The organism is Vibrio sp. SNU_ST1, assembly GCF_030563405.1.
Taxonomy (GTDB): Bacteria; Pseudomonadota; Gammaproteobacteria; order Enterobacterales; family Vibrionaceae; genus Vibrio.
The window spans coordinates 1175511-1188261 of the sequence record NZ_CP130748.1; the positions used below are offsets into that span (position 1 = coordinate 1175511).

At 43.6% G+C, this 12751-nt stretch carries 14 protein-coding genes; all 14 read left to right on the top strand.

The genetic code is table 11. The features are described 5' to 3' along the window. The first annotated feature begins 132 nt into the window (after positions 1 to 132). The 14 genes from ruvA (at position 133) to nadA (ending at position 12464) form a co-directional block, all read left to right on the top strand. Positions 133 to 744, top strand: coding sequence for a Holliday junction branch migration protein RuvA (gene ruvA / locus Q5H80_RS05220; protein WP_017062079.1), 612 nt, complete (start codon positions 133 to 135; stop codon positions 742 to 744). 103 nt (positions 745 to 847) lie between these two features. Beyond that, a complete protein-coding gene (ruvB, locus tag Q5H80_RS05225) occupies positions 848 to 1864 on the top strand; it encodes a Holliday junction branch migration DNA helicase RuvB (protein ID WP_304569116.1) in 1017 nt (338 codons plus the stop codon). Between the two features lie 551 nt (positions 1865 to 2415). Then, entirely contained in the window at positions 2416 to 4002 is a 1587-nt protein-coding gene (gene cydA, locus Q5H80_RS05230) for a cytochrome ubiquinol oxidase subunit I (protein WP_009846373.1), read from the top strand. A 13-nt stretch (positions 4003 to 4015) separates the two neighbouring features. Next, entirely contained in the window at positions 4016 to 5152 is a 1137-nt protein-coding gene (cydB, locus tag Q5H80_RS05235) for a cytochrome d ubiquinol oxidase subunit II (RefSeq protein ID WP_009846374.1), read from the top strand. A gap of 31 nt (positions 5153 to 5183) precedes the next feature. Next, the gene (gene cydX / locus Q5H80_RS05240) at positions 5184 to 5291 is read left to right on the top strand and encodes a cytochrome bd-I oxidase subunit CydX (RefSeq protein ID WP_000270284.1); all 108 of its coding nucleotides are present in this window, start codon (positions 5184 to 5186) and stop codon (positions 5289 to 5291) included. Beyond that, positions 5284 to 5586, top strand: coding sequence for a cyd operon protein YbgE (ybgE, locus tag Q5H80_RS05245; protein WP_304569117.1), 303 nt, complete (start codon positions 5284 to 5286; stop codon positions 5584 to 5586). The genes cydX and ybgE overlap by 8 nt, the downstream gene beginning before the upstream one ends. A 190-nt stretch (positions 5587 to 5776) precedes the next feature. Then, positions 5777 to 6196: a tol-pal system-associated acyl-CoA thioesterase gene (gene ybgC, locus Q5H80_RS05250; RefSeq protein ID WP_304569118.1), complete on the top strand. Its 420-nt coding sequence runs from the start codon at positions 5777 to 5779 to the stop codon at positions 6194 to 6196. Continuing rightward, a complete protein-coding gene (gene tolQ, locus Q5H80_RS05255; protein WP_009846377.1) occupies positions 6186 to 6869 on the top strand; it encodes a protein TolQ in 684 nt (227 codons plus the stop codon). The genes ybgC and tolQ overlap by 11 nt, the downstream gene beginning before the upstream one ends. A gap of 3 nt (positions 6870 to 6872) precedes the next feature. Continuing rightward, positions 6873 to 7316 (top strand): protein TolR, encoded by a 444-nt coding sequence (gene tolR / locus Q5H80_RS05260; protein ID WP_009846378.1) that lies wholly within the window; start codon positions 6873 to 6875, stop codon positions 7314 to 7316. A gap of 13 nt (positions 7317 to 7329) precedes the next feature. Continuing rightward, complete coding sequence (tolA, locus tag Q5H80_RS05265) at positions 7330 to 8358, top strand: cell envelope integrity protein TolA (RefSeq protein ID WP_304569119.1); 1029 nt, start codon at positions 7330 to 7332, stop codon at positions 8356 to 8358. A 12-nt stretch (positions 8359 to 8370) separates the two neighbouring features. Then, a complete protein-coding gene (tolB, locus tag Q5H80_RS05270; protein WP_304569120.1) occupies positions 8371 to 9723 on the top strand; it encodes a Tol-Pal system beta propeller repeat protein TolB in 1353 nt (450 codons plus the stop codon). 111 nt (positions 9724 to 9834) lie between these two features. Continuing rightward, the gene (pal, locus tag Q5H80_RS05275; protein ID WP_009846381.1) at positions 9835 to 10377 is read left to right on the top strand and encodes a peptidoglycan-associated lipoprotein Pal; all 543 of its coding nucleotides are present in this window, start codon (positions 9835 to 9837) and stop codon (positions 10375 to 10377) included. 33 nt (positions 10378 to 10410) lie between these two features. Then, positions 10411 to 11193: a tol-pal system protein YbgF gene (gene ybgF / locus Q5H80_RS05280; RefSeq protein WP_304569121.1), complete on the top strand. Its 783-nt coding sequence runs from the start codon at positions 10411 to 10413 to the stop codon at positions 11191 to 11193. A 209-nt stretch (positions 11194 to 11402) separates the two neighbouring features. Continuing rightward, positions 11403 to 12464 (top strand): quinolinate synthase NadA, encoded by a 1062-nt coding sequence (gene nadA, locus Q5H80_RS05285; protein ID WP_304569122.1) that lies wholly within the window; start codon positions 11403 to 11405, stop codon positions 12462 to 12464. Positions 12465 to 12751: the final 287 nt, after the last annotated feature.

The window sequence follows — 12751 nt, forward strand, 5'->3', positions numbered from 1 at the left end:
AAGCCTGAATCGCGTGGTTTCCTAAGCCAAGCAAGCCTAAATAATTCACTTCAAAAAACACAAAGAACTGGATAAGTATCCAGTTCTTTTATATTCTGTCCTCCAAATTAAATTCCATCAAGAGAGTGAATTGTGATCGGACGTCTCCGCGGTACATTAATAGAAAAACAGCCACCAGAATTATTGATTGAAGTCAGTGGTGTTGGTTATGAAGTTCAAATGCCAATGAGCTGTTTTTATGAGTTACCAAACGTAGGCGAAGAAGCAATTATCTACACTCATTTTGTGGTACGTGAAGATGCTCAGCTACTTTATGGTTTTAACACGGTTAAAGAGCGTGCGTTGTTCCGTGAAGTGATTAAAGCGAATGGTGTTGGTCCTAAACTTGGTCTTGGGATTCTTTCAGGCATGACCGCTAGCCAATTCGTTCAGAGCGTTGAACGCGAAGACATCTCTACGCTGGTTAAACTGCCGGGTGTTGGTAAGAAAACCGCAGAACGTCTGGTTGTTGAAATGAAAGACCGCCTGAAAGGGTGGGGCGCGGGTGACCTGTTTACTCCAGCAACGGATGCAGCTCCTATTGACTCTATGCCAACCGTTCACGACGCGGAAGAAGAAGCGGTAAGTGCACTACTTGCATTAGGCTACAAGCCGACTCAAGCTTCTAAGGTGGTTTCTCAAGTGGCTAAAGATGGCATGACCAGCGAGCAGTTGATTCGCGAAGCACTGAAATCGATGGTTTAATACCTCATAGACTTGTTCTATAAAATAGACTCATTCACTTTGCCTTTACACAGAGTCAAGAAGCGCAGAGTCACAAATAGCAGAGTTAGGAATATCAGAATTTATGATTGAAGCCGATCGCCTTATTGCACCGGACAACCCAGTATTCAAAGATGAAGATGTCATTGATCGTGCAATACGCCCTAAAGCACTAGCTGACTATCAAGGTCAGGATCATGTTCGTGGCCAGATGGAAATTTTCATCAAAGCGGCGCAATTGCGTAATGAGGCTCTCGATCACTTGTTGATATTTGGTCCACCAGGCTTGGGTAAAACCACGTTGGCGAACATTGTTGCTAATGAAATGGATGTAAATATTCGCACCACTTCAGGTCCTGTTCTAGAGAAAGCGGGTGATCTTGCGGCGTTGCTGACCAACCTCGAAGAAAATGATGTTCTATTCATTGATGAGATCCATCGTCTTAGCCCAGTGGTTGAAGAGGTGTTGTATCCAGCAATGGAAGACTACCAACTGGATATCATGATTGGCGAAGGCCCTGCGGCACGCTCTATCAAGATCGATCTGCCTCCTTTTACTTTGATAGGCGCAACGACTCGAGCTGGCTCGCTCACGTCTCCGTTACGTGACCGCTTTGGTATTACGCAGCGTCTTGAGTACTATAAGGTTGAAGACCTACAAAACATCGTTCAACGTAGTGCGGATTGCCTTGGACTTTCTATGGAATCGCAAGGGGCGTTAGAAGTTGCTCGTCGAGCTCGTGGTACACCGCGTATAGCTAACCGCTTGCTGCGTCGTGTTCGTGATTATGCGGAAGTGAAAGGCGATGGACATATTTGCCCAGAGGTTGCTGATAAAGCACTAAACATGTTGGATGTTGATGCTAAGGGTTTTGACTACATGGACAGAAAACTTCTGCTTGCGATCATGGAGAAGTTTGGTGGTGGCCCGGTTGGTATCGACAACATGGCTGCAGCGATTGGTGAAGAGAGAGATACTATTGAAGATGTGTTAGAGCCTTACTTGATTCAGCAAGGTTATTTACAAAGAACGCCAAGAGGTCGAATCGCGACCGATCGAGCGTATTTACACTTCGGAATAGATAAACCGTCTAATCGTTAAATTATTCATTTTTAAAGATCCCAGTTGCATAAGCGCTGGGATTTTTTGCTTTCTATTGAATAATAACTCTTTGAGCGAGTCGATAAAAAAGCTGAATAGCTCCCTAAAAAATGAAAACTTTGATTTCATGTTTGAATCGAGTAACAAAAAATGAAATAAGCTGTCATGTTTTTTGTTAATACTTTATGGGTGGTTGTAATTCATATGTTGACGCGGTGCTGAACTTTTGTCACAGGTATCATATGCTGCTATTAATAGAGACATAATTGGTGTGATTTTAATCATAACTGTTCAAAAATAACTCTAATTTGCTTGAATAAAATTGATACAAATCAACGCAAGGTTCTCCTATAAACCTTTTGAAACATACTGATTTTACCAGTAATATTAGCGGCAGCTATATTAGCTCATGCTTAACAATAATCTAACTATAACGGTACGTTTTTACTACAAATTTTAACTTGTCATAACAATCTCACGAATTGTTTTAACACGGAATTTTGCAGTGAATAATCACACAAGTGTCATTCAGCCGACACAAAGGAGTTACCATGATTGATGTTGTTGATCTGTCGCGATTGCAATTTGCATTTACAGCGATGTATCACTTCCTATTTGTTCCACTGACTTTAGGTATGGCATTTCTACTTGCCATTATGGAGTCAGTTTATGTAATGACTGGCAAGCAAATTTACAAGGACATGACTAAGTTCTGGGGTAAATTGTTTGGTATTAACTTTGCTCTTGGTGTAGCGACAGGCTTAACCATGGAGTTCCAGTTCGGTACTAACTGGTCATACTATTCTCACTATGTTGGCGACATCTTTGGTGCTCCGCTGGCTATCGAAGCGCTTGTTGCATTTTTCCTAGAGTCTACTTTTGTTGGTCTTTTCTTCTTCGGTTGGGACAGATTGTCAAAGCGTCAACACTTAGCGGTAACGTGGTTAGTAGCACTTGGTTCTAACTTCTCTGCGCTTTGGATCTTGGTAGCTAACGGCTGGATGCAAAACCCAGTGGGTGCGGAATTTAACTTTGAAACTATGCGTATGGAAATGGTGAGCTTCGCTGAAGTTGTACTAAACCCAGTAGCACAGGTTAAATTCGTACACACAGTAGCGTCTGGTTACACAACGGGTGCAATGTTCATCCTTGGTATCAGCTCATACTACATTCTTAAAGGTCGTGACCTTGCCTTTGCTCGTCGATCTTTTGCGATTGCAGCATCTTTCGGTATGGCGGCAATCTTGTCAGTAATCGTGCTAGGTGATGAATCTGGTTACGAGCTTGGTGAAGTTCAAAAAGTGAAGCTAGCAGCTATTGAAGCTGAATGGCACACTGAAGAAGCACCGGCCGCGTTCACTGTATTTGGTGTTCCAAACCAAGAAACCATGCACACAGACTACGCAATTAAGATCCCTTACGTTATGGGTATTATTGCAACACGTTCTTTTGATACAGAAGTAACAGGACTACGTGACTTACGCGACGATCACGTTGATCGTATTCGTACCGGTATGTATGCGTATGAGTTGCTTGAAAAGCTACGTGGTGGTGATCGTTCAGAAGAGAACAAAGCGGCATTTGATGAAGTAAAAGGTGATCTAGGTTACGGACTGCTTCTTAAGCGCTATACAGACGACGTTGTAGATGCAACAGAAGACCAAATCCAAATGGCTGCGGATGATTCTATCCCAACAGTTTGGCCTCTATTCTGGTCGTTCCGTCTGATGGTTGCTTGTGGCTTCATCATGCTGTTTGTATTCGGTGCGGCGTTTGTTCAAACGTGTCGTCAGAAGATCGAACAGAAACCATGGGTACTTAAAGCGGCACTATTCTCAATCCCACTACCTTGGATTGCGATTGAAGCAGGTTGGTTCGTTGCTGAATTTGGTCGTCAACCATGGGCGGTTGGTGAAATCCTGCCGGTTAACGTTGCTGCATCAGCACTGACTATTGAACAGCTTTGGACTTCTCTATTCGCGATTCTTGCACTGTACACAGTGTTCTTGATTGCTGAAGTTTACCTAATGCTGAAATTCGCACGTAAAGGTCCAAGTAGCTTAAAGACAGGCCGTTACCACTTTGAACAAAACGATAACTCTGTTGAAGACAAAGTTAGCCGTTCAGTCGAAGTATAAGTGAGGGAATATTATGTTTGATTACGAAAGCTTACGACTTATCTGGTGGGTATTGATCGGTGTTCTACTGGTTGGTTTCGCCGTAACTGACGGCTTTGACATGGGTGTTGCTGCTCTTTCGCCTGTTATAGGTAAGAGCGACACTGAACGTCGTATTATGCTAAACACGATTGCCCCTCACTGGGATGGTAACCAAGTTTGGCTTATCACTGCGGGTGGTGCATTGTTTGCTGCATGGCCTCTGGTTTATGCAACGTCGTTTTCTGGTTTCTACTTTGCAATGTACGTGACGTTAGCTGCACTTTGGTTACGTCCGCTTGCTCTTGATTACCGCTCTAAGATTGAAGAGCCAAAATGGCGTAAAGCTTGGGACTACGCACTTTGCTTTAGTGGTACAGTGCCACCAATCATTTTTGGTGTAGCATTTGGTAACTTACTGCAAGGTGTTCCATTCGAACTGAACTACCTGATGATGTCTAAGTATCATGGTACGTTCTTCGCTTTGCTAAACCCGTTTGCATTGCTATGTGGCGTGTTGGCTCTGATGTTGTTCGTGATGCAAGGTGCAACATGGCTTCAAATGAAGACAACAGAAGAACTGCACAGCCGCGCACGTAACGTTGCTCAGATTACTGGCCTAATTGCTATTGCTCTGTTCGTTATCGGTGGTTTCTGGGTTCAATCTATCGAAGGCTATGTAATTACAAGCACTATCGATACGTTTGCTGATTCAAACCCACTAAATAAAGAAGTATCACTTCAAGTTGGTGCTTGGATGACAAACTTCGAAACATATCCAGCAATGTGGGCTGCACCGATTCTTGGTGTAGTAATGCCACTGCTTGCTGTGATTGCATCTCGCTTTGAGCGTGGTGGTTTCGCATTCTTGTTCTCAAGTTTATCTAACGCTGGTGTTATTCTAACGGCTGGTTTTGCAATGTTCCCATTCGTAATGCCATCAAGCCTGAACCCTAACCATAGTTTGACTATGTGGGATTCAACAGCAAGTGAGCTAACGCTTGGTCTTATGACTGGAGTTGCGGCGGTAATGGTTCCTGTGATTCTTGGCTACACAACGTGGACATACTACAAAATGTTCGGTCGTCTAGATAAGAAACACATCGAAGATAACGACGTTTCAGCTTACTAAGCTAGAAGTTAAATAACTTAGGAGAAATTTTATGTGGTATTTCGCATGGATTTTGGGTGTACTTCTAGCATGTGCATTCGGCATCATCAATGCTCTATGGTTAGAGCATTCAGAAATGATGGATAAAGACAGTGAGTAATCTCGCAGAGCAAATCGCTAAACTGCATCAACCAATGGATAAAACTCTGTTAAGAGCTTTATCTCTAGTACTGGGTTTCATGCATGTAGGTTTAGTTATGTGGGAACCTGAAGCGTATGCGACAAGCATCGGTGGCTTTAACGCGATCATCGGGCCAATGTTCATTTGGGCAGCATGTTCAAGCATGGTTTACGGTATCGGATTTAAGCCGAGAGCTTGGATGTGGCAGCTACTGTTCAGCCCATACGTTTCACTCACAATTTTGCTCTACCTAACGGTGCTGCGCTTTTTATAAAAGGCAAAGGATTTAGGTTCATAACGACGTGAACCTTTATACTTGTTGGGTTTTTAGCCAAAAAGAGGCCATCTTATACAGATGGCCTTTTTTTTCGTCTCTTAAATCAAAAAATTCACAGCGATATACTATTAATGATAAGGAGTTAGGTTATAGTGAGATCTTTATCGTTTCGAATTGTGGTATCAAATTGCAGGGATTATCTAAGCCATTTACGTGGCCAGTGACAGTGTATTACGAAGACACCGATGCAGGTGGTGTTGTATACCATTCAAACTATCTTAAGTTTTTCGAACGCGCTCGAACTGAGATGTTGCGCTCAATTGGTGTCTGCCAGCAAGTATTGTTAGAACAAAACACAAGTTTTGTAGTTCGACATGTGGACATCGATTTTATTCAAGGTGCGCGCCTTGATGATTCTTTACAAGTCATTACAAATATTTACGAGTTGAAGCGAGCTACCTTGGTCTTCTGTCAAGAGATCGTAAATCCTGATGGCAAAGCATTGTGTAAAGCAATGGTTAAGGTAGCATGTATCGACAATCAAAAAATGAAACCCAAAGCAATGCCAACATTTATTCTCACGGAGCTAACGAATAGTGACTGCTGAAATCTCAATCTTAGGCCTAATTTTAGAAGCTAGCTTACTAGTTAAGATGGTTATGCTAATTCTTATGGGCATGTCTGTTGTTTCTTGGGCGATGATCATCAAACGAAGCAAAGTATTATCTCAAGCTACTAAACAAACTGACGTGTTTGAAGATAAGTTCTGGTCTGGTGTTGATCTCGCTAAATTATATCAAGAGAGTAATAAGCGCAAAGACGAACTCTCTGGTACTGAAGAGATTTTCTACGCCGGATTCACAGAGTTTGCTCGCCTTCGGAAATCAAATGCAGCGTCTCCAGACTTTATAATGGAAGGCACTGGTCGTGCAATGCGTGTTGCGGTTGCTCGCGAAGTTGATGAACTGGAAACTAACTTACCTTTTTTGGCGACCGTCGGTTCTATCAGCCCATACATTGGCCTATTTGGTACGGTTTGGGGCATCATGCACTCATTCATCGCATTAGGTGAAGTGAAGCAAGCGACATTAGCAATGGTTGCTCCTGGTATTGCTGAAGCACTGATCGCGACAGCAATGGGCCTATTCGCGGCGATTCCAGCTGTGATGGCGTATAACCGTTTTAGCAGCCGAGTTGGTAAGCTAGAGCATAACTACGCGACTTTCTCTGAAGAGTTCCATAGCATTCTTCACCGTCAAGCGATGGCTGGCAGGGAATAATAGATGGCCGGATACCAACCTAAAAAACGCAAAATGACAGCTGAGATTAATGTTGTACCTTACATCGACGTTATGCTTGTTTTGCTGATCATTTTTATGGTGACTTCGCCGTTTGTTACTCAAGGCGTAGATGTTGAATTGCCTCAAGCTTCAACTGCCAAATCTGCACAAGATCTATTGGGTGACGACAACGCGAGTTTCATTATCGTTGAAGTGAACAAAGATGGTGAGCTTGGTTTGAGCGTTAATAACGAAGAGGTTCAGCGAGGCTTGTCTCTGGAAGATATTATCGTCCGAGTGAAGGCGGAACTGTCTCTGAACCCAAATTCTCCAGTGGCGGTTGGCGGTGATGCTGCAACGCCTTACGCTGAAGTGGTTATCTTACTTGATGAATTAAGCCGTGCAGGTGTGCCAAAGGTTGGCCTTTTAACGGATATAAGGGAATAGCTCCGTAGCATTCATGAAAGCGAATAATAAAAAATCCAATAATTTTAGATCACCGCTTCTTATTTCTCTTGGGCTGCACGTCGTTTTATTCGTTGCGCTCATTTGGGGAGCGGATTTCACCATGTCAGAACCAAAGCCTACAGGGCAGATGGTTCAAGCTGTGGTGATTGATCCTCAGTTGGTTCGCCAGCAAGCTCAACAGATTCGTCAACAAAGAGAAGCGGCGAGCAAAAAAGAGCAAGAGCGTTTAGATAAACTAAGACGTGAAAGTGAACGACTCGAAAAAAATCGTAAAGCTGAAGAAGAGAACATTCGAAAGCTGAAAGAAAAGCAAGCTAAAGAAGCCAAAGCGGCTCGCGACGCGGAAAAGCGTCGAGTTGAAAATGAAAAGCAACGTAAAGTTGAAGAGGCTCGCCTAAAACAAGAGAAAAAGAAAGCCGCTAAAGCAGAAGCTGATCGTAAGTTGAAAGAAGCCGCGGTTGTGAAAGCAGAAAAAGAACGCAAGGCAAAAGAAGCAGCCATTGCTAAAGCTGAACAAGAACGCGTGGCGAAAGAAAAAGCCGCGAAAGAGGCCGCTGAAAAAGCTCGTAAAGAAAAAGAAGCCGCTGAACGTGCTGAGAAACAACGTATAGCGAAAGAGAAAGAAGCGGCAGCAAGAGCGGAGAAAGAGCGTAAACAGCAAGAAGCGGCATTGAACGATATTTTTGCTGGGCTTGAAACTGAAGCGACTCAAAACTCTTCAGCTAGACAACAATTTATTAGTGATGAAGCGCAGCGTTATGGTGCCATCTATACCCAACTCATTCAACAAAACTTGTTGTTAGAAGACAGCTACAGAGGTCGCTCATGTCGAGTAAACCTAAAGCTTATTCCAACAGGATCTAATGCGATATTGGGTAGATTGAGTATCTTAGATGGTGACAGTCGCTTATGTGCGGCAACGAAGCGTGCGGTAGCACAAGTGCAATCTTATCCGTTACCTAAAGACCCTGATATTATAAAATCACTGAAAGACATTAACTTAACTGTATCACCAGAGTAAAAGGACGAACTTGTGTTAAAGAAACTATTACTGAGTTTTGTTTTCTTAATAGCGACAAGCAGCCAGTTTGCCCATGCGGCACTGGAGCTGGTTATTACAGACGGTATTAACTCTGCACGACCTATCGCTATTGTTCCTTTCCGTTGGGAAGGCGCAGGACCATTGCCACACGATGTATCAGCAGTTATCGCTTCTGACTTGCAACGCAGTGGTAAATTCAGCCCAGTTGCGACAAGTAAAATGCCTCAAACGCCTTACAGCGAAACAGAGGTGAATTTTGATGCTTGGACTAACCTAGGTGTTGATTCACTGCTAACGGGTAGCATCATTAAAAATGCCGAAGGGCAGTATGTGGTGAACTACCAACTGATCGACATTGTTCGTGGTCAACTGACTAAAGGGCAAAGCCGTGCACTAAGTGATGAAGGCCAATTGGTACTTTCTAAAGATCATGTGCTGTTCAACAAGAAAGCGACAGTTCCTGGTAAACGCTTGAGAGAGTACGCACACCGCATCTCTGACTTAGTGTATGAAGAGCTAACGGGTGAGAAAGGGGCATTTCTAACGCGTATCTCTTACGTAGTTGTGAACGACAAAGACAAATACCCGTATCAGCTTCGTGTTGCTGACTACGACGGCTTTAACGAACGTTTAGTGCTTCGTTCTAAGCAACCTCTTATGTCACCAGCATGGTCGCCAGACGGCAAGAAGCTTGCGTATGTGAGTTTCCAAAATGGCCAAGCTGAAATATTCATTATGAATATTTACACGGGTGAGCGCGAGAAAGTGACGTCATACCCTCGTCATAATGGTGCGCCAAGATTCTCGCCAGATGGTAAAACATTGGCGCTGGTATTGTCGAAAACAGGTAGCCTTCAGGTGTACACTCTCGACCTTACTAGCCGTAAGCTGACTCAAATTACCCGTGGCCGTTCTAATAATACTGAACCATTCTGGCACCCAGATGGCAAGTCTCTAATTTTCACATCTGATCGTGGTGGTAAACCACAGATTTATAATGTAAATTTGTCAAATAATTCGACATCTCGTATTACTTGGCAAGGTAGCCAAAACTTAGGTGGCCAGATCACCCCTGACGGACGATTCCTGATTATGGTTAATCGTAGCAACTCGGGTTTTAACTTGGCTAAACAAGATTTGGAAACCGGTGCGGTTCAGGTGCTAACAAAAACATTGTTAGACGAGTCTCCAAGTATTGCACCGAATGGAGGTATGGTTATCTATAGCTCTATTTACAATAAAACAAACGTACTATCGATGGTTTCTATCGATGGTCGTTTTAAGGCTAGATTACCAGCAACGAACGGACGCGTAAGAGCGCCTTCGTGGTCACCGTTTCTCTAGTTTATTTGATACATTCTTTTAGCTATTGATAGTGTTAACTATTGTGGCATTTAACTATCTATAGCACTTAGTCGCTGTAGAAACTAAGTTTGATAACGTAAGGAAAAAAAGATGCAACTTAATAAAGTTCTTAAAGGCTTGATGATTGCACTACCAGTGATGGCAGTAACGGCATGTAGCTCAACTGATGAAGCAACGTCTGCAACATCTGGCACAGAAAGCAACCAAACAACTTCAGGTTCAGAAGGCAACGTAGATACAACTGTTGTAACGCCAATTGACGCTAACGGTCAACTGTCTGAGCAAGAGCTTAAAGAGCAAGCGCTACGCGAAACTCAAACAATCTACTTCGCATTCGATAACTCTACTATCGCTGGCGACTACGAAGAAATGCTTGCAGCTCACGCAGCATACCTAGTTAAGAACGTTGACATGAACGTTACTGTTGAAGGTCACGCTGATGAGCGCGGTACTCCTGAGTACAACATCGCACTTGGTGAGCGTCGTGCACAAGCTGTAGCTAAATACCTACAAGCTCTAGGTGTTCAAGCAGACCAAATCTCTATCGTAAGCTACGGTGAAGAGAAGCCACTTCTTCTAGGTCAATCTGAAGACGTGTACGCTAAAAACCGTCGTGCAGTACTAGTTTACTAATTTCAGTAGGCTACATAATTGAGGAATTGCCTCATGTTCAGTAACACAAAGCGAGTCATTTTGCTTTCGTTACTGGCAAGTGCAGCGAACACTACGTTCGCTGCACCAGCTCCAGTATCCGATCTCAATAGCACCGCAACAAATTCATCATCTTCCTCTCGATCAGCATCTAACGAATCAGATATTGAGCGTTTAGAGCGCTTGCTTCAAAATCGTAATCTCGTTCAGCTTCAAATGCAGCAGCAAATCGACGACATGGCACTGGAGATCAGTGAGCTTCGTGGTGAGTTGGAGCGAAACAGCTACGATATGAAACAAATGCTCGAGCGCCAACGTGAATTGTTCATTGAACTGGATCGTGTGAGAGGCGAGGTGAAAGCAGCAGGAACAGCAACGGTAGCAGTAGCAGCGAGCGAAGGCTCTAAGGATGCTTCTGGTACGTTCAGTACTGATGTCGATGAGCAAACAGCTTATCAGAATGCTGTCGATATGATTCTAAAGCAGCGAGACTACACGGGTGCGATCGCAGCATTCCAAAAGTTTCAAAAAGACTTCCCAGACTCTACTTTCACGCCTAACACCCATTATTGGTTAGGTCAGCTTTATTTCGCTAAAAAGCAAGATAAGGAAGCTGTGAAGAGCTTTGCCGCTGTTGTGTCATACAAAGACTCCAACAAGCGCTCTGATGCTCTGGTTAAGCTTGGTGACATAGCTACGCGTAACAACAACGCGACGCAAGCTAAGAAATATTACCAGCAAGTTGTAACCGAGTACCCAAACAGTGCTTCGGCTAAAGTGGCTAAAACCCACTTGTAAACAAAATAGGGGTGCTCAGGTACCTCTTTTTTATATCTGATCACTTTCGTTTTGTGTCTACTTCTCTTCTTTGTGATGCCAACGCATCGCTTTGTTTATGCGTTTTAAACATTAGTTAGTCATCGCTTGAAACCAATCCTTTTTGATCCCAATCGCTGTCCTGTGTAGAATACTCTAATTCTCGGAAGAAGTTGCGTAGAGCAAGAGCAATGAGTCATATACTAGATAAAATCGATACAGTTTACCCGTTTCCGCCTAAGCCGGTTCCACTGAGCGACGTTCAGAAGAAGGCCCACATCGCAAACATCAAAACACTACTTCAAGAAAAAGATGCAGTTCTAATTGCACACTACTACACCGATCCTGAAATTCAGGCTCTAGCTGAAGCAACTGGTGGTTTTGTTGGCGATTCATTAGAAATGGCTAAGTTTGGTAACCGCCATTCGGCAAGCACTTTGATCATCGCTGGTGTTCGTTTTATGGGGGAGTCTGCAAAGATTCTTACACCTGAAAAACGTATTCTAATGCCAACACTAGAAGCTGAATGTTCACTTGACCTGGGTTGTCCTGCCGACAAATTCACAGAATTTTGTGATGCTCACCCTGACCACACTGTGGTTGTATACGCGAACACCTCTGCGGCTGTTAAGGCTCGTGCAGACTGGGTAGTTACGTCGAGCATCGCTTTAGAAATCGTTGAAAGCCTAGACGCTGAAGGCAAACCCATTATTTGGGGCCCAGACCGTCACCTAGGTTCTTACATCGCAAATCAAACGGGCGCTGACATGTTGCTTTGGCAAGGTGAGTGTATTGTTCATGACGAGTTCTCAGCTGATGCTTTGAAGAAAATGAAATCAGTATACCCAGAAGCGGCTATTTTGGTTCACCCAGAATCACCAGCAAGCGTGGTTGAACTGGCTGACGCTGTTGGTTCAACAAGTCAATTGATCAAGAAAGCGAAAGAGCTGCCTCATCCACAGATGATTGTCGCGACAGACAAAGGTATCTTCTTTAAGATGCAGCAACTGGTTCCTGAAAAAGAGCTGATTGAAGCGCCGACAGCAGGTGCGGGTGCAACTTGTCGAAGCTGCGCGCATTGCCCTTGGATGGCAATGAACGGCCTTGAAGCTATTGAAAATGCGCTTGAGAATGGTGGTGAGCAACACGAGATCTTCGTTTCTGACGAACTGCGCGTGAAGTCCCTTATACCATTGAACCGCATGCTAGATTTTGCTGAGCAGCTTAACGTTCAAGTGAAAGGCAACGCTTAATCTAATAGCGTGATGTTATAAACAATCCAGTCTTTATCATCATTAAAAAAACCAGCCGCAGTGCTGGTTTTTTTGTATCTGAATATTCGCCTTAGTCTCGTCTCATTAGCTGCTGCAATTTACACTAGATATGACCAATCGGAGTAAATACCACTATTAGCAAGACCTATAATAGTAAACAATGGGTCAGCCTAGCTTGTTAAATCACTTGATAACATCGTTAGAAATTTTGATTGTAGAATAACGACTTATCGAAGTTTCTTGTCGAAAAGAGCTGCCTTCTTCTC

What these genes read in the sequence shown, in the direction of transcription:
- ybgF (WP_304569121.1), top strand. Translation starts at nt 10,411, where the DNA reads ATGTTCAGTAACACAAAGCGAGTCATTTTGCTTTCGTTACTGGCAAGT.
- tolR (WP_009846378.1), top strand. Translation starts at nt 6,873, where the DNA reads ATGGCCGGATACCAACCTAAAAAACGCAAAATGACAGCTGAGATTAAT.
- cydA (WP_009846373.1), top strand. Translation starts at nt 2,416, where the DNA reads ATGATTGATGTTGTTGATCTGTCGCGATTGCAATTTGCATTTACAGCG.
- cydB (WP_009846374.1), top strand. Translation starts at nt 4,016, where the DNA reads ATGTTTGATTACGAAAGCTTACGACTTATCTGGTGGGTATTGATCGGT.
- cydX (WP_000270284.1), top strand. Translation starts at nt 5,184, where the DNA reads ATGTGGTATTTCGCATGGATTTTGGGTGTACTTCTAGCATGTGCATTC.
- nadA (WP_304569122.1), top strand. Translation starts at nt 11,403, where the DNA reads ATGAGTCATATACTAGATAAAATCGATACAGTTTACCCGTTTCCGCCT.
- ruvB (WP_304569116.1), top strand. Translation starts at nt 848, where the DNA reads ATGATTGAAGCCGATCGCCTTATTGCACCGGACAACCCAGTATTCAAA.
- pal (WP_009846381.1), top strand. Translation starts at nt 9,835, where the DNA reads ATGCAACTTAATAAAGTTCTTAAAGGCTTGATGATTGCACTACCAGTG.
- tolA (WP_304569119.1), top strand. Translation starts at nt 7,330, where the DNA reads ATGAAAGCGAATAATAAAAAATCCAATAATTTTAGATCACCGCTTCTT.